15 protein-coding genes and 1 tRNA gene are annotated in these 21,684 nt (G+C 61.3%); 7 read left to right on the plus strand and 9 right to left on the minus strand.

From position 1 onward, the window contains the following. Positions 1-66 precede the first annotated feature (66 nt). The 3 genes from C8N35_RS10010 (at position 67) to C8N35_RS10020 (ending at position 4,133) form a co-directional block, all read left to right on the plus strand. Positions 67-1,140 (plus strand): DUF4917 family protein, encoded by a 1,074-nt coding sequence (locus C8N35_RS10010; RefSeq protein ID WP_107989528.1) that lies wholly within the window; start codon positions 67-69, stop codon positions 1,138-1,140. Positions 1,141-1,365: 225 nt separating this feature from the next. Then, entirely contained in the window at positions 1,366-2,997 is a 1,632-nt protein-coding gene (locus tag C8N35_RS10015) for an ATP-dependent nuclease (RefSeq protein WP_107989529.1), read from the plus strand. Then, entirely contained in the window at positions 2,994-4,133 is a 1,140-nt protein-coding gene (locus tag C8N35_RS10020; protein ID WP_107989530.1) for a UvrD-helicase domain-containing protein, read from the plus strand. The genes C8N35_RS10015 and C8N35_RS10020 overlap by 4 nt, the downstream gene beginning before the upstream one ends. Positions 4,134-4,340: 207 nt before the next feature. Here the strand turns inward: C8N35_RS10020 and C8N35_RS10025 are convergent, their stop codons facing one another. The 4 genes from C8N35_RS10025 to C8N35_RS10035 form a co-directional block, all read right to left on the minus strand. Next, complete coding sequence (locus tag C8N35_RS10025; protein WP_107989531.1) at positions 4,341-5,528, minus strand: tyrosine-type recombinase/integrase; 1,188 nt, start codon at positions 5,526-5,528, stop codon at positions 4,341-4,343. Positions 5,529-5,642: 114 nt separating this feature from the next. Beyond that, a tRNA-Leu gene (locus C8N35_RS23850) sits at positions 5,643-5,713 on the minus strand. Positions 5,714-5,887: 174 nt separating this feature from the next. After that, positions 5,888-6,115, minus strand: a complete 228-nt coding sequence (locus C8N35_RS10030; RefSeq protein ID WP_107989532.1) for a hypothetical protein — start codon at positions 6,113-6,115, stop codon at positions 5,888-5,890. A gap of 143 nt (positions 6,116-6,258) precedes the next feature. Further along, positions 6,259-7,167 carry an FkbM family methyltransferase gene (locus tag C8N35_RS10035; protein WP_107989533.1) on the minus strand — a complete coding sequence of 303 codons (909 nt, stop codon included), beginning with the start codon at positions 7,165-7,167 and terminating at the stop codon, positions 6,259-6,261. Positions 7,168-7,515: 348 nt separating this feature from the next. On the opposite strand from C8N35_RS10035, the gene map reads away from it, so the two are divergent. The 3 genes from map to C8N35_RS10050 all read left to right on the plus strand — a co-directional run bounded on the left by map (position 7,516) and on the right by C8N35_RS10050 (position 11,939). Further along, on the plus strand, positions 7,516-8,346 hold the full coding sequence (gene map / locus C8N35_RS10040) for a type I methionyl aminopeptidase (protein WP_107989534.1): 831 nt from the start codon (positions 7,516-7,518) through the stop codon (positions 8,344-8,346). 156 nt (positions 8,347-8,502) lie between these two features. Next, positions 8,503-9,219 carry a RadC family protein gene (gene radC, locus C8N35_RS10045; RefSeq protein WP_107989535.1) on the plus strand — a complete coding sequence of 239 codons (717 nt, stop codon included), beginning with the start codon at positions 8,503-8,505 and terminating at the stop codon, positions 9,217-9,219. Positions 9,220-9,683: 464 nt separating this feature from the next. Beyond that, positions 9,684-11,939, plus strand: a complete 2,256-nt coding sequence (locus tag C8N35_RS10050) for a putative bifunctional diguanylate cyclase/phosphodiesterase (RefSeq protein WP_170122064.1) — start codon at positions 9,684-9,686, stop codon at positions 11,937-11,939. 50 nt (positions 11,940-11,989) lie between these two features. Here C8N35_RS10050 and cueR read toward each other — a convergent pair whose 3' ends face one another. From cueR to ppdK, 5 genes are all read right to left on the minus strand, one after another. Next, the gene (gene cueR / locus C8N35_RS10055) at positions 11,990-12,379 is read right to left on the minus strand and encodes a Cu(I)-responsive transcriptional regulator (RefSeq protein WP_107989537.1); all 390 of its coding nucleotides are present in this window, start codon (positions 12,377-12,379) and stop codon (positions 11,990-11,992) included. Positions 12,380-12,426: 47 nt separating this feature from the next. Further along, positions 12,427-13,314 (minus strand): NAD(P)-dependent oxidoreductase, encoded by an 888-nt coding sequence (locus C8N35_RS10060; protein WP_107989538.1) that lies wholly within the window; start codon positions 13,312-13,314, stop codon positions 12,427-12,429. Positions 13,315-13,485: 171 nt separating this feature from the next. Continuing rightward, a complete protein-coding gene (locus C8N35_RS10065; RefSeq protein ID WP_107989539.1) occupies positions 13,486-15,543 on the minus strand; it encodes a methyl-accepting chemotaxis protein in 2,058 nt (685 codons plus the stop codon). Between the two features lie 193 nt (positions 15,544-15,736). Next, complete coding sequence (gene meaB / locus C8N35_RS10070) at positions 15,737-16,684, minus strand: methylmalonyl Co-A mutase-associated GTPase MeaB (RefSeq protein ID WP_245926746.1); 948 nt, start codon at positions 16,682-16,684, stop codon at positions 15,737-15,739. 162 nt (positions 16,685-16,846) lie between these two features. Further along, complete coding sequence (gene ppdK, locus C8N35_RS10075) at positions 16,847-19,519, minus strand: pyruvate, phosphate dikinase (protein WP_107989541.1); 2,673 nt, start codon at positions 19,517-19,519, stop codon at positions 16,847-16,849. A 309-nt stretch (positions 19,520-19,828) separates the two neighbouring features. On the opposite strand from ppdK, the gene C8N35_RS10080 reads away from it, so the two are divergent. Continuing rightward, positions 19,829-21,676: a tetratricopeptide repeat protein gene (locus tag C8N35_RS10080; protein ID WP_107989542.1), complete on the plus strand. Its 1,848-nt coding sequence runs from the start codon at positions 19,829-19,831 to the stop codon at positions 21,674-21,676. Positions 21,677-21,684 lie beyond the last annotated feature (8 nt).

Raw genomic sequence — 21,684 nt, forward strand, 5'->3', positions numbered from 1 at the left:
ATCTTGCATGCAGCAGCTAGGAGTATAGGATCGGGTTCCTAGGGGCGCCCGGGGGGGAGATCTTACATGGTCGATCTAATTAGTTTTTCTGAGGCGATCAACGATTCCAGGCAATTCTCAAAGCGCCATCTTTTGATCGGAAACGGGTTTAGCATCGCGTGCTGCCCTGATATATTCCATTATGGATCGCTCTTCAGCGCCGCGGATTTTTCCAACAACCCAGATCTGGTAAAAGTCTTTGAAGTTCTCGGAACGCAGGATTTCGAGATCGCCATTAAGAACCTTGAAGCTGGCGCGCTGCTCGCGGGCATATATGCGCCTGGACATACCGATGCAGCCGCCAAGATGCTGGCCGATGCCAACGCTTTGAAGGAAATCCTTCTAACCGCCATCGCTGGAAACCACCCGGACGTTCCCGGCGATATTCCGCACGACAAGTTTTGGGCCTGTCGGAGATTTCTTAGCCTGTTCCTGGGGACGCAAAACGACGGTCAGGTTTTCACCCTGAACTACGATCTGCTGTTGTATTGGACTCTAATGCATGAGGACAATCCGTTCACGCAGGCCATAGACCTTACCACGAACGACGGCTTTGGGAATGACGAAGACGATCCCATGGCCGACTACGTCGTCTGGCAGGGTGAAGTAGCAGCCCACAGCGCCAAGGTCCATTTCCTTCATGGAGCGTTGCATCTCTTCGATGCTGGCACGGAGCTACAGAAGTTCACCTGGGTCAGGACAAACGATCGCCTGATCGACCAAGCACGACGCGCGATCAACGACAACAAATACCCCTTGTTTGTCACCGAGGGGTCGAGTGCGCAAAAAAAGGCGAAGATCCGGCACAACGCCTATCTCTACCAAGGGTTCAAGCAGCTAACTGCGAACGCGCAGCAAGGGCGACACTGCTTTTTTGTCCTCGGGCATTCGTTGGCCGAGAATGACGACCATATCTTGCGGCGGTTCGGAACGGGTAGGTTCAAGAAGCTCTACGTCAGTCTGTTCGGCGATCCCGGTTCACCAAGCAACCAGCAGATCATTGCCAAGGCGAACGCCTTGACGGCCATGCGTCACGACAGATTTCCGCTCGAAGTCGCTTTCTATGATGCGGCGACAGCCAATCCGTGGACTTACCCCTAAGGGTGGACAAGCGTGTCATTGGATCGAAAACCAAGCCAATCTAAACTATGCCTGCACCGGCTTCTGTGATCCCGGGGTCGCGCTTCAATCCCTCTTTGGCGCGCTAGACGCAACGACAGGTTCTGACGTCAGTCCGGTCGCTTTCAATGCACAACAAACGCTCAGTCTCGCTCGCCGATCTTTTTAGAACAAGCTATGGTTGCTTCATAGGATGTGGAGTGAGCGATGTATATCGAGAAGGTCAAAATCAAGAATTTCAAATGCTTTGAAGGTTGGTTCGAGGTCTATTTCAATCAGAGCGTCAACATCATCGTCGGCAACAACGAGGCTGGAAAATCCACGCTTCTCGAAGCTATCCACCTATGCCTGACGGGTATACTGAACGGGAAATACCTACGCAACGATCTATCTTCCTATCTTTTTAACAGGGAGGTCGAGCGAGCCTATCTGGACAGCATCGCCGCGAAAGAACCGCTTGATCCGCCGGAGATCCAGATCGAGCTATTTTTCGGCGGTGATGACGATGCGTTGGAAGACCTGCGCGGGAATGGAAATTCCGAAAAGAACGACAAGGCTCGCGGCCTCCTCTTCTCGATCGAGTTCGACAAGAAATATGACGGTCCTTATACAGAGTTGCTGAAGAGTAATGAGATAAACTCGATACCCTTGGAATTCTATCAAGTTCAATGGTTGGAGTTCTCTCGCCAGCCGGCGATGACTCGCACTATTCCCGTCAAATCGGCCCTCATCGATTCAACCAGCACGCGGGTGCAAAGTGGCTCGGATATGTATATCTCCCGTATCGTCAGGGAGTTTTTGGACGACACGGAACGTGTCGCGATTTCCCAAGCCCATCGCAAACTGAAAGATGCTTTCAAGGCTGACGACAATGTCGGCGCTATCAACGAGAGATTGGCGGAAGCGGCGAAGATCAGTCGGAAAAAGGTCAGCGTTTCGGTCGATATGTCGTCTCATAATGCCTGGGAAAACAGCCTCATGACTTACATCGACGATGTCCCCTTCCACTATATCGGCAAAGGCGAGCAGTGCATTGTCAAGACGCGCCTCGCGTTGAGCAGCAAGAAGAACAGCGAGGCGCCCGTACTGCTGATCGAGGAGCCTGAAAATCACCTGTCGCACTCAAAGCTCAACCAGCTGATCAGCGATATCAGTACCGGCAATACCGGCAAGCAGGTCATCATCACCACGCATAGCAGCTTCGTCGCGAACAAACTCGGACTGGACCATTTAATACTGTTGCGGGAAGCGAAAGTCACTCGGATTAAGGATCTGGATGCGAGCGCCTTCTTCCATAAGCTGCCTGGTTATGACACCCTGCGTCTCGTGCTTTCGCAAAAGTCGATCCTTGTCGAGGGCGATGCGGACGAACTGATCGTCCAGCGGGCCTACATGGATGCCAACGCGGGAAAGTTGCCGATCGACGACGAAATCGATGTTATCTCAGTTGGGCTTTCATTCCTGCGTTTTCTCGAATTGGCGACGGCACTGAAGATCCCCGTCGTAGTTGTGACCGACAATGACGGTGATGTTGCTGCGCTTAAAAAGAAGTATGCCAAATACGAGGATGTCGGTCATATTAAAATTTGCTATGATCCCGTAGTGGATAAGGGTGATCTGGTGATCGGCAGCAAGCCCTTCAACTACAACACCCTCGAGCCGAAGCTGGTCAAATCGAATAATGTAGAGACATTCAACAAGCTGTTCGGCAAAAGCTATGATCTCGATGACCTTCATCGTCACATGAAGAACAACAAGACCGAGTGTGCGCTTGCCGTTTTTTCGGCAGCGACCAAAATCGACTACCCGCAATATATTCTGGACGCGATCGCTAAATGATGGGGCCGAACAAGCTCGTCATAGCTGCGGCAGGCTCAGGCAAGACCACCTATCTCGTTAGGCAGGCGCTTGCTGTCGAGAATAGTCGCGTCCTCATCACCACCTATACTGAATCGAATGAAGAAGAGATCCGGCGCAAATTCTTCGAAATCCACGGATCCGTTCCAGGCAACGTGCATATACAGACCTGGTTCAGTCTGCTGATCGAGCACGGCATCAAACCCTTTCAGGGCAAGCTGTTCGATTGGGATGTCGCTGGCATGATTCTGGTCTCGCAGAGATCAGGTCTTCGCGGTCGCGACCGGCAAGGACGTCCCATGTACTGGGGTGAGGAAGATTTCAGGCGCTGCTACTTCGACCGCCGAGATCGCGTCTATTCAGACAAATTGTCGAGGCTTGTGATACGGTGCAACGAGGCATCGGACGGCGCTGTCATCGAGCGGCTTTCCCATATATATCCCTTTATTCTCGTGGATGAGGTGCAGGATCTGGCGGGCCACGACCTCGACATTTTGACGGCGCTCTTCAAGAGCCCTGCCAACGTCGTCATGGTGGGGGATCCCCGACAGGTCACCTATGTCACCCATCTGGAGGCCCGTCTTAAGAAATACAGGGACGGCGGCATTGCCGACTTTATTCGGGAAAAACTTCCCCGAAAAGTCGCATGCGATATCGATGTGACCAGCCTCGTGACATCGCACCGCAATAGCAACGCTATCTGCGAATTGTCGTCGAAGCTATATCCAAAATTGACTGCTGCGACTGCTTGCAAATGCACCGGTTGCAGGCAACCGGTGCCTGTTTATGCGGGCCTCTTCATCGTCCGACGAAAGGATCTTCCCCGCTATCTCAAGACGAGACGACCGGTACAGCTCCGATGGAGTTCGAACGTCAAGATCGCATCTACCGATCTACCAGCGCTAACATTTGGACGGTCCAAGGGCCTCGGTTTCGACCGCGTCATTATCTATCCCACCAAGGAGATGATGGCCTGGCTGAAGAATACCCAATCGGCCTTGAAGGCAGAAACCCGCGCAAAACTTTATGTCGGTCTCACCCGGGCTAGGCATGAGGTGGCCGTGGTCTACGACCCCGCCGATGGTGAGGTCGTTGCGGGATTTACTATTTTCGAGTAAGGAAATCACCGGAACAAGTTTCGGGACCCTTGTCTATGCTAAAAGCACAATCCGTGAACCGCCCTGATCGTGAATGATGTCTGCTCTCAAGCGATTGAAATTAAGGGCTCAAAAGCCGGAATGAGGGCACGAAGCCGCCATCAATTCGAGAACAACTTTAGACGGCTCAAAATTAATTAATCCATATGTCTGCGCACTTCTTACTATTCAGAGCCGATGCGCATTCCGCTTCGCATGCTCAACAATCTGCCTCTTAGACTTCGCCTTGCGCCGCACGTTTACGGCCGCCGCGCTGATGCTCGTGGAAATGTGCGAGGCATAATATTTCTCGATCATCTCCACACTGGTGCGACAGTTTTTGGCGATCTGGTAAATATCGGCACCCTCCATCAGACGTAGGCAGATGTAGGTGTGTCGCAGGCTGTACGCGGTGCGGCGGTTGCCTTCCCGATCGAACTTTAGCCCTTCTTCGTCCAGGATCGCGTTAAACATGATCACGTGATTGCCCGGAAAGACCGGATCGTCCGGCTTGGGCAGGTTGCGTTTGAGCAACCGCTCGAAGGGATGAACAGCGTTCGCCGTGCTCTTGCAGTAGCCGACGCCGCGTTTGCCCCGGACCTGAATGAGGAGGATAACCTCGTTCGTTTCCTCATCTTCGACAATTTCGACGTCCCGATACTGAAGCCGTTTGGCTTCGTCGGGTCGCAGGCCTGTATTGGCCATAAACAGGACGTAGTCGTGCAGCTGTTCAGCATGCCACTGATACCGCCCATCGCGGTGCCGTTCGGCACGTTTTCGCGTGGCGGTGTAAAGCTGTTTGTATTCATCTGGAGAGAACCAGGCACGGTGCGAGATCTTCTCCGCTGAGCGATACGGCATTGACAGATCCGGCAGATGGGTGAGCCAGCCGTGCCGGATAGCGGTTTTGAGGACCTGCCGAAGCGTGACGGTCTCCTGGTGGAGGGTGTTTTTGGCGGGCCGCTTTCCTTCGGGCGACATATGGTACCGCGCAACGCGGTACTCCTGCACCTTGCCAGCGGTGACCTCCGACAAGCCGAGCTCTCCAAAGAATGGCAGCAGGTAGAGCCGCAATCGGCGCTCATTCCCGGCGACGTAGACCCGGTTCCGTGTCCCGCCTGTTATGACATCGTACTCCTCCAGGTAGCGGGTCGCCGCCTCCTTGAAAGTCCGCTCGTCCTTCAGGCCGCCGCCCTTCTCTTTCGCTTTCATGCGGAAGAACCAGTCCTCCGCGAACTCCTTCGCCAGCGAGAGGCTCTCTTCGCCCGTGCTGACCCTCCAGTTCTTCTGCTTGAGATAGGTAGAGCACTGCCATTTCCGGCTGTTTTCCCGCCGGTAGACGCTCACTTTTCCGCCCAAGATGGTGTGCTTTTCCATGTTCTGACTCTCATCCTCACGTTCCGGCACTTATTCTACCAGACTGTGTAACAGATGTGTAAGTCAGAAACGGCGAAAAATGATCGGCGAAATCTATCTAACTTATTGATATTATGGTGCCCATGACCAGATTCGAACTGGTACTGGAAGGATTTTAAGTCCCTTGCGTCTACCAGTTCCGCCACGCCCGCGAAAAGCGCTGCGACAGCTACCGAGTAGCTTGCCGCGCGGGCGGGTTCAAGTCGCAGTTGGCGAATTTGAGGGGGAATGCCCTGCCCCCTGGCAAGGCACAGACATATTCCGTAAACGCGTCATCGCGCGAGCCCCTTGCCGAGCCACGCATGCAGAAGAGCACCCCCCTAACGGTTCCAGTAGATCGGGTGCATCTCCGGATCATCCTGCGTGCCGATATATCCCGCCGGCTTGCCCTCTCCGGTGCGCGACAGGCCTTCAAGCCCCAGGCGGCTTTTCATTTCCTCCACGAATTCCGGAACGTCGCGCGCGCGCAGCGGCTGCATGTAGTAGCGCAAGGTGTGGGCCAGGAAAAAGCGGGCCAGATCAGGGTCTTTGGGAGTGAAACGCAACATCGTATACGTCCTGGAATCTGAAGCAGTCTTGCGACGAGACATATGGCGGCGACAGGCGAGGTTCAACCGGTAGTAGGAATGGTGCGGCGTCTCGCGTCGCGGCAATTCCGCCGCTCCGGCTCCCGTCCTCCCTCGCCTCCCCCTCAGGCTTTCATCATCTCGGGCTCCGACTCCGGCTCGATCTCCATCACCGGCACTCCGTCCTCGCGTTCCATGAAGACGTTCATCCGCGTTTCCTGAACCACCCGCCAGCCGTGCGCCTTCAGCATCGCGACGCAGTCCTCCTGCCAGCGTTGCGGCGTGTTCTCCATGATGATCACACGCGGCCACAGCGCTTGCGGCGCCTCGTCCAGGAACCGGCCCAGAATGATGTCCTCCGCACCGGTCACGTCGAGCTTCATAGCATCGACGCGGGAAAGCCCGTGAGCGCGCAGAAGCGACAACAGCGAGCGCGAGGGGACGTTGATCTGTATCGTCTCCATCTCGCTTGTCATGATGAAGCGGATGCTCGCCTGTCCCTCGTTGTGCGGATCGAGAAACAGCCGCACCGCACCGTCCCGGTCGGTCACCGCGACCGGGACCGCCTCGATGGGGATGCGCGGATTGAAGGCGATGTTGTGCATCAGACGGTCGTACAGCGCGGGCTGTGGCTCCACCGCCACGATACGGGCCTCGGGCCCGACGAGACCGGCGACGAAAAGCGAATAGATGCCGACATTCGCCCCGATATCGACGAAGACCATGTCGGAGCGAATATGGGCGGCGAGCAGCGCGCGCTCCTCCGCGTCAAAGAACTGCGGCGTGAACAGCACCCGGCGTTCGCACACGTTGGCGAAGGGATGAAGCCGCATCGCCGCGCCAAAGACCGTGACGTCGAGCGGATGGTTCAGAAAGGCGAGCCCGAACCGCCTGAGCAGCAATGCCAGCCGTCGCCCGGCCCAGCCTTCCGGCAAGCGCCTCGTCGCGCCAATGACAAGGCGGCGAAAGGGGCCGGGGCGCAACGTGCCGAAGGCGTCGTTGCGGAAGGCGGTATCACGTGTGCTTGCTGGCATGGCCGAAAACCGGGCTCTTTCTTCGCATGGCTAACTTTTTCCAACACAACCACTGAAATCCGCGCAAAGACGGGATATATGAAAGGGAACGTCGATGACGTATCGATGACGACTGACTGCGCACGGCAACCGTTGATCAAGGTTGAGACGGTCATAATTGCCAGTCTGGTCGATTCGACGCGATCGGAATATGCCAGGGGAAACATCCGCGCAATGCGCAAGGACACGCCCCCGGGCGGTACGGCAAGGGAACGGATCCGAAGCGGGGCGCGCGCACTCAGGCTCGGTCGGTGCCCGGCACGGCCCGCCTCCAGGGACAGACCGCCTTCGGGCGGAACGGGATTTGCAATGGTAAGCTATGTCGAGGCGTCCTCCGCGCCGCTCAAGAACACGGGCCAGATCAGGCTCTACGAAAAGGCCGATTTCGAGGCCATGCACGCCGCCGGACAGGTGACTGCGCGCTGTCTCGACGGGCTGGTCGACCTGATCAGGCCGGGCACGAAGACAAACGAGATCGACGATTTCGTCTTCACCTTCGCCCGGGACAATGGTGTCCTGCCCGCCACGCTCGGCTACCGCGGCTACACCAAGTCGACATGCACGTCGATCAACCATGTGGTGTGTCACGGCATCCCCAACGAGAAGCCGCTGAAGGAAGGCGACATCGTCAATGTCGACGTGACGCTGATTCTCGACGGCTGGTACGGCGATTCCAGCCGCATGTACGCGGTCGGCAACATCAAGCGCGCGGCCGAACGGTTGATCGACGTTACCTACGAGTCGCTCCAGCGCGGCATGGCCGCCGTGAAGCCCGGGGCCACCACCGGCGACATCGGCGCCGCGATTCAGGAATATGTGGAAGGCGAACGCTGTTCCGTCGTGCGCGATTTCTGCGGTCATGGCGTCGGCAGGATCTTCCACGACATGCCGAACATCCTGCATTATGGTCGCCCGGGGGAAGGCCCGGAGCTGAAGCCTGGAATGATCTTCACCATCGAGCCGATGGTCAATCTGGGCCGCCCGCCGGTGAAGGTGCTTTCCGACGGCTGGACGGCGGTCACGCGCGATCGTTCGCTGTCGGCCCAGTTCGAACATTCCATCGGTGTGACCGAGGACGGGTACGAGATCTTCACACTCTCCCCCAAGGGCCTCGACAAGCCGCCGCTGCAGGTGAGTTGACGCGAGGTCCCCTCCTCCCGCTCAATCCCTGTATGCGGAAGGGCACGGAAGCGTGGTCATTCGCTTCCGTGCCCTTCTTGCTTCTGGACGTCTGCGCACGACCGGCTACCATGCGGAAAATGACGCATGGGAAAATGCGGTTGAAGCGGGCGGGCAATGACGGACGAAGCGGACGGATTTTCGGAAATGGATGCCGCGGCACGGCCCCACTATCTTGGCCATCGCCAGCGGCTGAAGGCGCGCTTTCGCGAACGCGGCGCGAGCGCGCTGGAAGACTACGAGCTTCTGGAACTGCTGCTCTTCCGCCCTCTGCCGCGCCAGGACACCAAGCCCATCGCCAAGGCGCTGCTGACCCGCTTCGGCTCGTTTGCCGAAGTCCTCGCCGCCCCGCGCTCCCGACTGAAGGAGGTGAGCGGCATCGGCGATGCGGCGATCGACGATCTGAAGGCGGTGCACGCCGCCGCCCTGCGCTTTGCCCGGGGCCAGATCTCCGAGCGCAAGCTGCTGACCTCTTGGAGTTCGGTCCTCGACTATTGCCGCTCGGCGATGGCCTATTCCGAGCGCGAGGAATTCCGCATCCTGTTTCTCGACAAGAAGAACGGACTGATTGCCGACGAGGTGCAGCAGACCGGAACGGTGGACCATACCCCCGTCTATCCGCGTGAGGTGGTGAAGCGGGCGCTGGAGCTTTCCTCCTCCGCCATCATCCTCGTCCATAACCATCCTTCCGGCGACCCGACGCCCTCACGCGCGGACATCCAGATGACCCGCCAGATCGCCGAGGTCGCCAAGCCGCTGGGGATCGAGCTGCACGATCACATCATCGTCGGCCGCGCCGGTCACGTCAGCTTCCGTGGTCTCCAGCTCATCTGAACACGAGCGACGATAGCGCGCACGCCGCCGGGTTCATTGAAACCGCCACGTCCAGGCATGCGCCTGGTGCCGCGCTCGAAAGCCGATCGCACGCCCGGCCCTTCCCCTTGAAGCTTCGCCGGACCGGCTGTCGTGGCGAGGAGAAATCTCATGGCCACGGACAGTTGCATTGCGGAACCGGCCGCTCGGTCTATCCCCCGTATCAAATTCAAGATTTTTGAAATCACGCAATAGCGAAGTATCTCAACTACTCGTAACGAAACCTGGAAAAATCTCTCATGCTCAGAAATGCTTAATACTTTCAATTATAAATTTCGAACATGGGGAAGACGAACCAGTATCACCGGATTCTTCGCAAAGAAGAAAATCTCGAAAATCGAGATCGCGGACCGCGGGGGCCTGACGAAACGGTGCGAGAATTTCCAGAACAGACAGAAATCAAGCCGCCGCGCGAGCAGCTCAGAATGCACCGCGGGCAGAGCCTTCGCATCACCTGTTCCATCGCCGGATTGATGATCGCCGCCCTGTTGATCGCGCTTGGCGGACTGTACTGGGCCGCCAGCAAGACCGACCAGTCGATGATCCGCTACGAACGCGGGCTGCTGCGCAACGCGCTGGAGGTCGAGCGGGAGCGCGTCGCAAAGGAAATAGAGACGTTCGCCGTCAACGATGCCGCGTATCTCCACGCCCATGCGAACTTCGACCGCTTCTGGGTCGAACACCGCATCTCCCAGCGTCTGGCCACCGCCACGAATGACACCCTCGTGGCGATCATGGCGCCCGATCATAGCCTTCGCTACATCGCCGGCACCGGTACCTATTCGGCTGAAACCATAGTCAGCCCCGGTCTTGCGCACAGCCTTCGGCGGATGATGGACAACGTGCAGGGCGAGTATGAGAGGACCGTCGCATCCGACGGCGCGGGCGGCACCACTTTCGCCCCCGATTATCGCAAGCACATCCAGGCGATCTACGATTCCGCCTTCGAGATCATCGACACGAGGCTCGCCTTCGTCACCGTCATGGCGATCGTGCCCGTCAACGACACGACACGCCTGATCGCTGGTCCGCCCAGTGTGGTCATCAATGCCCGCCGCATCGATATGGCGAGCCTGCACCGGATCGGCAATCTCAATCGGCTTTCCAACCTGACCTTCGAGGGTGCCGCCACGGGCGATACGATGCCCCCCAGCACACTGCCGCTCTACAACGGTTCCAGCCGGCCCATCGGCTGGCTCTCCTGGACACCGAGCCGGCACGGCACCTCCATGCTGGACGAGGCCAGCCCGATGATGGTGCTGGCCATGCTGGTGCTGCTGATCCTCGCGGTCGGCGTGCTGCGACATACCCATGTCTCGACCGTCCGCCTCGCCTTCTCCGAAGCGCTCGCGCGCCACCGCGCGCTGCATGACGATCTCAGCCAGCTCCCCAACCGCCAGCTCTTCTCCCGCCGCTTGTCCGAGGCGCTGGAAACGGTGGGGGTGGAGGGCGAACTGGTCGGGCTGATCTACGTCGATCTCGACTACTTCAAGGAAGTGAACGACACGCTCGGCCACCAGGCGGGCGACGAGTTGATCAAGGCGGTCGCGCGCCGGCTCCAGTCCGCCATCGGCCCGGGTGATCTTGTATCGCGCATCTCGGGCGACGAATTCGCCCTGCTCGTCACTGGACGCACGGACCCTGCCACGATCATCGATGTCTGCCGCACGATCGAGGCGACCATCGCAAAGCCTTTCTCGATCGATGAACAATGGCTTCATTCTTCCTGTTCCATGGGTCTCGTCATCGCGGACAGCGACACCCACGCGCCGGCGGAACTGTTGCGCCGGGCCGATATCGCGCTCTACCGGGCCAAGGCGGAAGGGCGCAGCCGCTACGTCCTGTTTCAGGAGAGCATGGGCGACGAGATCCGCCTGTCCCAGCAGATGGAACGCGAGTTGCGCCAGGCGCTGGAGGAGGACCAGTTCGAGCTTCTCTACCAGCCGCAGGTCAGCGCGGATGGCCGCACCACGCTCGGCGTGGAGGCGTTGATCCGCTGGCGGCACCCGGAAAAGGGCCTCCTGACGCCCTATCATTTCATGTCGATCGTGGAGCGCAGCGACCTGATCTGGCAGGTGGGCGCCTGGGTGATCCGGACCGCCTGCCGCGATGGCCATGCCTGGCCGGACCTGTCGGTCGCCGTCAACGTCTCGCCCGCGCAGATCCGCCACCCCGAGTTCGCCCGCGTCCTGCACCTGATCCTGCAGGAGGAGGCGTTCGACCCGCGTCGTTTCGAGGTGGAGGTGACGGAGAGCGTGGTCATGGACCACATCGAGTCTGCCGCGCGCATCTTCGAGAGCCTTCGCCATATCGGCGTGCGCATCGCGCTCGACGATTTCGGCACGGGCTATTCCTCGCTCAGCTACCTGCGCCGCTTCGCCTTCGACAAATTCAAGATCGACCGCTCCTTCATCACCGCGGTGGAGAGCGAGCCGGAAGCCGCCGCCATCGTCCACACGCTGGTGGCCCTCGCCGATGCGCTCGGCATGAAGGTTACCGCCGAGGGCATCGAGACCGAAGGCCAGCACCGCTTCGTGCAGGCGTCGGGCTGCGACCAGCTCCAGGGCTATCTGTTTTCAAGGCCTGTCACGGCCGAGGAGATCACCGCACGCCTGGACGTGGAACGCAGCCATGCCGATCTGACAGCGAGCGACACCGCGATGGCCCGCTCGTACGGATAAGATCGGCATTGCGATTTCGGCAAGCGGGATCTCGGCAAGCGGGATCGCCTTCACGCGTCGCCGGCGATCTCGTTCAGGATCGGACAATCCGGCCTTTCGTCTCCGTGGCAGGCATGAATCAGGCGGGCGAGCGTGTCGCGCAAGGAGGTCAACTCCTCCAGCTTGGCGTCGATTTCCGTGATCCGTTGCTGAGCCAGAAGCTTGACATCGGAACTCGCACGGCCGCGATCCTCGTAGAGCGACAGCAGCTGGCGACAATCCTCGATGCCGAACCCGAGCGAGCGGGCGCGGCGCAGAAAGCGCAGCTTGTGGACATGTTCGTCACCATAGTCGCGATAACCGTTTGCCTGGCGCTCGGGAGCGATCAGGCCGATTTCCTCGTAATAGCGGATGGTCTTGGCCGGCAGACCGGTCTGCCGGGCGGCGGTGCCGATATTCATCTTTCTCACTGCCTCTTCGCGTGGACGGCCAGGGCATGTTGCTGCAATCAGGTGGAAGCGAGATTGCGCGCCTCAAGTTCCAGATAGAGCGCGCTGTGGTCGAGGTCAGCCCCTCCCAGTTCATGCACCAGTGAGTGATAGCGCTCCCGCATCTGCCGCGACAGCGGCAGATCGACGCCGGCCTCCTGCGCCGCCGCCAGCACGTTGTCGAGATCCTTCAGTTGCAATGTCGACGGCCCGCCCGGCCGCCAGTCACGCGCCACGATCCGCGCTCCGTGCAGATCGAGAATCCGGCTTTCGGCGAACCCGCCGCGGATCGCCTCGCGCACCGCGGCCGGATCGGCGCCTCCCTTCTCCGCCAGATAGAGCGCTTCGCTAACGGCGCCGATGGAGATCGCGACGATCGCCTGATTGCAGAGCTTGGCAAGCTGGCCGGCGCCATGCGGCCCCACGCGGGTCACCTGGCCCATCGCCTCAAGAACCGGCCGCGCCTGTTCGATATCGTCTTCACCCCCGCCGGCCATGATCGCGAGACTTCCCGCCTCCGCCCCCGGCGTCCCGCCGGAAACCGGCGCATCGATCGCTCTCCGCCCCGCATCCGCGAGCCTTGCCGCCAGATCGCGCGCGACCGATGGCTGGATGGAACTCATGTCGATGAAAAGCGCACCCCCCCGCGCCGCCTGGACCGCACCTTGTGTGAAATAGAGATCCGTCACGGCGGCCGCATCACTGACGATGGTGATGACGATAGCGGCATCCGCCACGGCATCCGCCGGGTTCGGTGCCACCCGCGCACCGTCGCCGGCCAGCGCCTCGGCCTTGGCGGGCGTGCGGTTCCACACCGTGACCCGGTGCCCCGCCGCCAGAAGCCTCCGCGCCATCGGCGCGCCCATCAGCCCCGTTCCCAGAAATGCGATATCGGCCATCTGCGCCATGAGCTTTCCTCCGCCAGGTTTGCGCAGGACCTTATCGCGGACAGACGTCTTGTCCAGCAGCGGCACGACCGAAAACACCGCCAGTGGGATTGGACAATCGGGGAAGCTCGCAAGCTCGGCAAGGTGGATCACCCGGACAGAGCCGGGTGATGACGGTGGAGGGATCGCTCCCTATCCGGCGCGCACGCGCTCGAGGAAGCTGTGTGTCCTCTCGCGCAGCTCCCGGGTATGAGTGGCAACCGTGTCGGCGAGGTTGAGAACCTTGAGCGATGCGGTGCTGGATTCGCTGGCCGCCTCTCCAACACCCGCGATATTGCCCGCCACCTGTTCGCTGCCTTGAGCCGCCTGCTGAATATTTGCCGAGATCTCGCGCGTCGCCGCCCCCTGCTCCTCGACCGCGGCAGCGATCGACGTCGCAAGGCTGTTCAAATCGTCGATAAGCGTCGTGACCGTCTCGATCGCCGCGGCCGAGGATTGCGTCTCGCTCTGGATTTCCGCGATCTGGGAACTGATCTCCTCCGTCGCCTTGGAGGTTTGCGTCGCCAGGTCCTTGACCTCGGCGGCGACGATGGCGAAACCCTTGCCGGCTTCGCCCGCGCGCGCCGCCTCGATCGTGGCGTTGAGCGCCAGCAGGTTCGTCTGTTCCGCGATCGCCTGGATCAGCCCGACGATATCGCCGATCTTCTGCACCGAGCCGGAGAGCGCCTGAACCTGACCGACGGATGCCTGAGCCGCCTGAGCCGCCGTCTCCGCCTTGTCGGAAGACACCTGCGCCTGACGTCCGATCTCCTCGACAGAACTGCCCATTTCTTCCGTGGCACTGGCAACCGTCTGCACGTTGCCGGCCATCTGTTCGGATGCCGAGGCGACCGCTGTGGACTGGTTGGAGGTTTCCTCCGCCATGGCCGACATGCTTTGCGAGGCTTCGCGCAGGTCGCGGGTGTTTTCGCTCACCGCGACGATGATCTCGCCGATCACCGACTCGAACTCGTTGGCGAGGCTCAGCATCATTTCCTTCTTGTGCTCCGCGTCGCGTTCGGCCTTCTTCTCCGCTTCGGTTTCCAGCGCCTTCTTTGCGACGGCGTTTTCCCGAAACACCTCGACCGCGCGCGCCATGTGGCCGATCGCATCGTGAAGATCCCGATCCACCACTTCAATTTCGGCATCGCCTTCAGCCAGCCGTTCCATGTCATCGGAGAGCCGGCCAAGCGGCTTCGAAATCGAACGGACGACGAGGAAGCACAGGACGGCGACCACGATCAGAATGAGCGACATCACGCTCAAAAGTGTCGTGAATTTCGCGTTGGCCCGCACCACAACGGCATGGGCGTCGGCGATGACATCGTTGGCAAGCGTATCCTCCACCTGCTTCAGTCCGTCGATGCGCCGGGTCGCGGCTTCGAACCATTGCGGCCCGCTCACTGAAGAAAGGTCACCCTTTCCAAGAGTGGCATAGGCAAGGGCACGCATGTCCTGCACGACCTTGTTCTCTTCGCTTGCCAGAACCTTCTTCAATTCCGCCACGCCGTCACCGGGAGAATAGTTGAAGAAGGAATCGAAATAGGCCTTCTGCTGGTCTGCCAGTCCAACGAAGTTACGGAAGATCTCGGGTGAAAACGCGCCCGCACCAAATCCGTTGGCCCCCATTGCACGTTCGATACCGGCGCGCTCTTTGCCTTGCAGGATCGACGAAAACGCGACCAGATCGCTCACCAGATGTCCGTCATCCGCAATCTCGGAAACGCTCTCGATGGTCGCCAGAAGATTGGCGATGAGCGGCGTGTAGTAACCCGCCATCTTGCCCACCGACAAGCCGAGGCCATCGACCTGGGCGCGCGTCTGGCCAAGCTGCTCCAGCTCCGTCTTCGCGCGGTTGAAGGGCTCCGCGAACCCCGCATAGGCGAGACTGCCTGTGGCCGCCGGGATGGCCTCATTGAAGCTTTTCAACGCGGCGTCGGTATCGGCGCGCCTCTTCTCCAGATCCTGTTTGAACTTGGCCCCCTTCGCGCCGATGAAGCCGGCGGACGTCCCCCGTTCCTTCTGCAGCTCGTGGACGAGCCCGGAAATGAACGGCGTGAGTTTCGCGACGCGCGAGATCACCTCTTCCTGTTCGGCCGCATGGCGCAAGCCGTATAGTTGCTGCACGCCCAAGAAGACAAGACCGAGCATCGGTACAATGCACAAGAGCGCCATACGCAGGGAAATGGGAATTCGTGAAAGCATCGACATAACAGCCCCTTCTACGGCAATCCTCCGAGAACTTGGGGCTTTATTCTTAATAATGCATTGATTCACACATACGTATTGGCAATGATATATACGTTTATTACAATGTCTGTATTATATATATAAATAGCATAGACGAACCGATGCCCACACCTTGCACACGGGCAAGGAAATCACCCCCGAGCGCGAGACGGCATCACGGCTGGTGCCAGCAAGCCTGCAACCTCAGGTCCTGCTGGCGGATCGCGTTGAACGGCCGCGTTGCATCGAGGGTCGCCTCCCCGAGCAATGCAAGTCCCTTGCGCCCCCAACGCTGGCGCAGGGCATCCTCGATCCAGTCATGCGCCTGACGCCTGCGATGAGCCGCCAGGCGCGCCCCGTCCGTCAGCCAGTTGCGATGAGCGTCGATCGCGCGCGCCAGATCGCCAAGCCCGGTTCCCGCCGTCGCCGAAACCAGCACCACAGGTGCTTTCCAGCCGCCCGGGCGAGCGCCGGTCAGTGACAACGCACCCTCCACGTCGGCCAGCGCGCGCCGCGCCTTTTCGCCCATGTCGGCCTTGGTCACGGCGACCACGTCCGGCAGTTCCATCACGCCGGCTTTCATGAATTGCAGACTGTCGCCCGACCCCGGCTGGATGCACAGCACCACGGTATCGGCGACGCTCGCGACGTCCGCCTCCGACTGGCCGATGCCGACCGTCTCCACGATGACGAGATCGGCCACGGCCCGCATCAGCACGGCGGCGGCCACCGCATGGTCGGAAAGCCCGCCCAGCCTGTCGCGCGCGGCCATGGAGCGTACGAAGAGCTTGTCGTCTTCCGGATCTGTCGCGAGCCGCGTGCGGTCGCCCAGAAGCGCGCCGCCGGTTCGTTGCGAGGAAGGATCGACGGCGAGGACGGCGACCGTCCGCCCCTCGGCGCGCGCCTGCGCGATCAGTGCGCGCATCAGCGTCGACTTGCCGACACCCGGCGGGCCGGTCAGGCCAAGCACATGCGCCCTGGCGCTGGCGGTGGCCTCATCGAGCAGTTTTGCGAGCGTATCGCTGCCCTCGGCGGTCTCGATTGCCGCGAGCGCGCGGGCGAGCGCCGGCTTTCCACCGGCCCTCACCGCTTCTATCGTGGCGATCCGCTCAGGCAGCGTCACGCAGTCCCCCCGGGTTCGACCATAGTCAGATGCACGGCTCGGGCGACCCGAGCCGCCGCGTCCCAAGTCCGCCGGCGTCATCCCGGATCCGCGAGGCAGCGTTCGGGCTGCACCGCGTCCGGGGCGACGTTGCCGAATGACGGCTTCCGCAGAAAACGCTCCTCAGCCCTTGTTCTTCGCCTTCAGCGCGGCCTGGGCGGCAGCGAGACGGGCGATCGGCACGCGGTAGGGCGAGCAGGACACGTAATCGAGGCCGACCGTCTCGCAAAAGCCGATGGAGGACGGGTCGCCGCCATGCTCGCCGCAGATGCCCATCTTGATGCCGGGCCGGGTCTTGCGGCCACGCTCGGCACCGATCCGGACCAGCTCGCCGACGCCTTCCTGATCGAGCGAGACGAACGGATCCTGCTCGATGATCGACTGCTGCTGATAGTCGCCCAGGAACGATCCCGCGTCGTCACGCGAGATACCGAAGGTGGTCTGGGTGAGATCGTTGGTGCCGAAGGAGAAGAACTCGGCCGACTGGGCGATGTCGTCCGCCTTGAGCGCCGCGCGCGGCAGCTCGATCATCGTACCGACCTGGTAGACGATCGTCGTGCCGCTTTCCTCCATCACTTCCTGGGCGACCGCGTCGATGCGCGCCTTGACCACATCGAGCTCGGCCTTGATGCCGACCAGCGGCACCATGACCTCAGGCTCGATCGGCGCCCCGGTCGACTTGCCGGCCGCAATCGCCGCCTCGAAGATGGCGCGGGCCTGCATTTCCGCGATTTCCGGGTAGGAAATGAGCAGACGGCAGCCGCGATGGCCGAGCATCGGATTGAATTCCGACAGCGTGTGCGCGCGCCGGCGCAACCGCTCGGCATCCACGCCCATCGCATTGGCGACGTCGGCGATCTCCTCGTCCGTGTGCGGCAGGAACTCGTGCAGCGGCGGATCGAGCAGGCGGATAGTGACCGGCAGCCCGTGCATGATCTCGAACAGCTCGGTGAAGTCCTGACGCTGCATCGGCAGAAGCTTGGCGAGAGCCGTGCGGCGGCCCTCGGAGGTCTCCGCCAGGATCATTTCGCGCATGGCGAGAATGCGGTCCTCATCGAAGAACATGTGCTCGGTACGGCACAGCCCGATGCCCTCGGCGCCGAATTCGCGCGCGGTACGCGCATCGTTCGGCGTCTCGGCGTTGGCACGCACCTCCATCCGCCGCGCCCCGTCGGCCCACTCCATCAGCGTGCCGAAATCGCCGGTCAGTTCCGGCTTCAGCATCGCCACCTCGCCCGCCAGCACCTGGCCGGTGGAGCCGTCGATGGTGATGATGTCACCCTTGTTGAAGGTGCGCCCGGCCACTGTCAGCGTGCCCGCGCGATAGTCGATACGGATCGAGCCGACACCGGAGACGCAGGGCTTGCCCATGCCGCGCGCGACCACCGCCGCGTGGCTCGTCATGCCGCCGCGCGTCGTCAGGATGCCTTGCGCGGCATGCATCCCGTGAATGTCCTCCGGGCTCGTTTCCACGCGCGCCAGAATGACATTGCGTTCGGCCGCCGCCGCTTCCACCGCCTCTTCGGAGGTGAAGACGAGCTGGCCGGACGCCGCACCTGGCGAGGCCGGCAGGCCGGTCGCCACGATATCGCGCTTGGCGGCGGGATCGATGGTCGGGTGGAGCAGCTGGTCGAGCGCGCCCGCCCCCACCCGCATCACCGCCTCTTCCCGCGTGATCAGCCCGTCATTCGCCATGTCCACGGCGATCTTGAGTGCGGCGCGCGCCGTGCGCTTGCCCGAGCGCGTCTGCAGCATCCACAGCTTGCCGCGCTCGATGGTGAATTCCATGTCCTGCATGTCGCGATAGTGGGATTCAAGCGCCTGGCAGATCTTGGAGAACTCGGCGAAGGCTGCCGGCATCACCGTCTCCAGCGACGGCTTGTCGGACCTGGCCTTGAGCCGCGCGGCTTCCGTGATGTTTTGCGGTGTGCGGATACCCGCGACCACATCCTCGCCCTGCGCGTTGACCAGAAACTCGCCATAGAGCGCGCTCTCGCCGGTCCCCGGATCGCGGGTGAACGCAACACCCGTGGCCGATGTATCGCCCATGTTGCCGAAGACCATCGCCTGAACGTTGACGGCGGTGCCCCAGGAGGCGGGAATGTCGTGCAGGCGGCGATAGGTCTTGGCCCGCGCATTCATCCACGAGCCGAACACCGCACCGATCGCGCCCCACAACTGGGCCTTGGGGTCCTGCGGGAACGGATCGTCGAGTTCCTCAGCCACGAGTGCCTTGAAGCGCTCGATGATCGTCTTCCAGTCGTCGGCGGAAAGCTCGGTGTCGAGCGAGTAGCCGTTGTTTTCCTTGAAGATCTCCAGGATCTCTTCGAACGACTGATGCTCGACGCCCAGAACCACGTCGGAATACATCTGGATGAAGCGGCGGTAGCTGTCATAGGCGAAGCGCGCATCGCCCGATTCGGCTTCCAGCGCCTTCACCGTCTCGTCGTTGAGGCCGAGGTTGAGGACCGTGTCCATCATGCCCGGCATGGAGGTGCGCGCGCCCGAGCGCACCGAGACGAGCAGCGGGTTTGCCGGATCGCCGAACGTGCGCCCGGTCAGCTTGCCGATCTCCGCCAGCGCCGCATCGACCTGACCCACCAGTTCGTCCGGATAGGCGTGATCGTTCTCGTAATAGGCGGTGCAAACCTCGGTGGTGATGGTAAAGCCGGGGGGGACGGGAAGCCCGAGATTGGACATCTCGGCCAGGTTCGCCCCCTTGCCACCGAGAAGATTGCGCATGTCGGCGGCGCCTTCCGCCTTGCCGTCACCGAAACTGTAGACCCACTTGGCCATCGTCCGCCCTTCCTGAAACGCCACGATTATCTGCACCCATGCGACGCTGCGGCCCGCATTCGGGCAGGCCCGCACAACGGCCGCACGATCACCGCTGCCGGCACTCCATGCAATGTCGCTCCGCACAAAACAAGGGTTTTCTGAAACCCCACGTCAGGCTGTCAATGCGTCAGGGGCGATTTGGATCCCTGATTCATCGGGGATATACCCTACCCTGCCCTTTCCTTGCGACAAGGCCACAAAAGGGCCATCCTGACACGCCATCGAAGATGGGCGAAAAAGCGCGATTCGCGCGTCGAGCGAGGTATCATGGTAAGTAAGCACCCGATCCGGCCCGCCATCCTGCGGCGCAACACGGCGCGCCGCAACATCTGTGTCAGTGGCGCAACGACGCAATCGGGGTCGTGGACCAGAACGGCGCTGCGGTTTACTCGCATTCTGGCCTTGGCCGGGCTTCCGCTCCTTGCGGTGCCGGGCCTCGCCAGTGCCGAACTGAAGGCGGGCGAAACCAGCACGGATTACCCGCAGACGCTTTCCGGCAACTATCTCGCCGCCCTCGTCGCCCACGGCAATCATGACATTTCCGGCGCTTCCGATTTCTTCGCCCGTGCGCTCGCCAAGGATCCCGACAACCAGTTCCTGCTGGGGCGCAGCTTCACGCTGAAGCTTGCCAATGGCGACACCGAAGAGGCGCTGAAACTCGCTGACCGCGTGGTCGCCGTCGACCGCGACAACCTGCTCGGCCGCCTCACCCTCGGCATCTCCGCGCTGAAGGAACGCTCCTACGCCGGCGCGCGCAAGAACTTCTCCCAGGCCGGCGGCGGGCCGCTGGCGCAACTCTCCGACAAGCTTCTGTCCGCCTGGGCACTGGCGGGCGCCGGCAAGACCGACGAAGCCCTCAAGGTTCTGGATGGACTTGAAGGCCCGGACTGGTTCGACACGTTCCGCACCTATCATGCAGGCCTGATCCTGGACCTTGCCAACCGGCGTGACGAAGCCGCCGCCAAGTTCGCCGCCGCCTACAAGGACGACGACAGCTCGGTGCGCATCGTGGAGGCTCAGGCCCGCGCCCTGGCGCGTGCGGGCAAGAAGGACGAAGCCCTCGCGGTTCTCGACGCGTTCGACAAGTCCGCGGAAGGCAATCCCGTTCTCGCCACCACCCGGACCTTGATCGAGGAGGGCCGCACCCCGCCGCCGCTGGCAACCTCCGCGCAGGCCGGCGCGGCCGAAGTGCTCTACGGTATCGGCGCGGCGCTGGGGCGTGACGGCGGCGACGAGTTCCCCGCCGCCTACCTGCAGCTGGCGCTCTATCTCGATCCCAAGGCGACGCTGGCAATGATACCGCTGGCGCAGCTCTTCCAGCAGATCGGCGATCACGCCCGCGCAATCGCGGCGCTGGAGCGCGTGCCCGAGGATTCACCGCTGCGCAAGGGCGTGGAGATCGATATCGCGCTCAACTACAACGCGCTCGACAAGGTCGACGAGGCGCGCGCTCATCTGATGAAGCTGATCGACGCCGACCCTTCGGATCTCGACGCGGTTGTGGCGCTGGGCAATGTTTTGCGCGGACACAAGCTCTTCGCCGATGCCGCCAAGGTCTACACCCTCGGTATCGACACGCTCGGCAAGGATCCCGGCAAGGCCTACTGGACGCTATTCTACTTCCGAGGCATCACGCTGGAGCGTACCGAGCGCTGGCCCGAGGCGGAGGCCGACTTCCAGAAGGCGCTGGAGCTTTACCCCGATCAACCCATGGTCCTGAACTATCTGGGCTATTCCTGGATCGACAAGGGAATGCACCTCGACAAGGCACTGGACATGATCAAGAAGGCCGTGGAGTTGCGCCCCTCCGACGGCTACATCGTCGACAGCCTCGGCTGGGCTTATTTCAGGCTCGGCCGCTACGACGATGCGGTGAAGGAACTGGAGCGTGCGGTCGAACTGCGCCCGGAAGATTCCACCATCAACGACCATCTGGGCGACGCCTACTGGAAGGTTGGACGCAAGCTGGAAGCGACGTTCCAGTGGAATCATGCCCGCGATCTCGACCCGGACGCGGAGGCACTCGCCACCATCCAGCGCAAGCTGAAGCTCGGGCTCGAAAAGAGCGGCATCGACGACAAGGACGCTCCCAAGCGCACCGCGAACGAGAAGTGACAAGCGCG

This window comes from Breoghania corrubedonensis, from assembly GCF_003053845.1.
Lineage (GTDB): Bacteria > Pseudomonadota > Alphaproteobacteria > Rhizobiales > Stappiaceae > Breoghania > Breoghania corrubedonensis.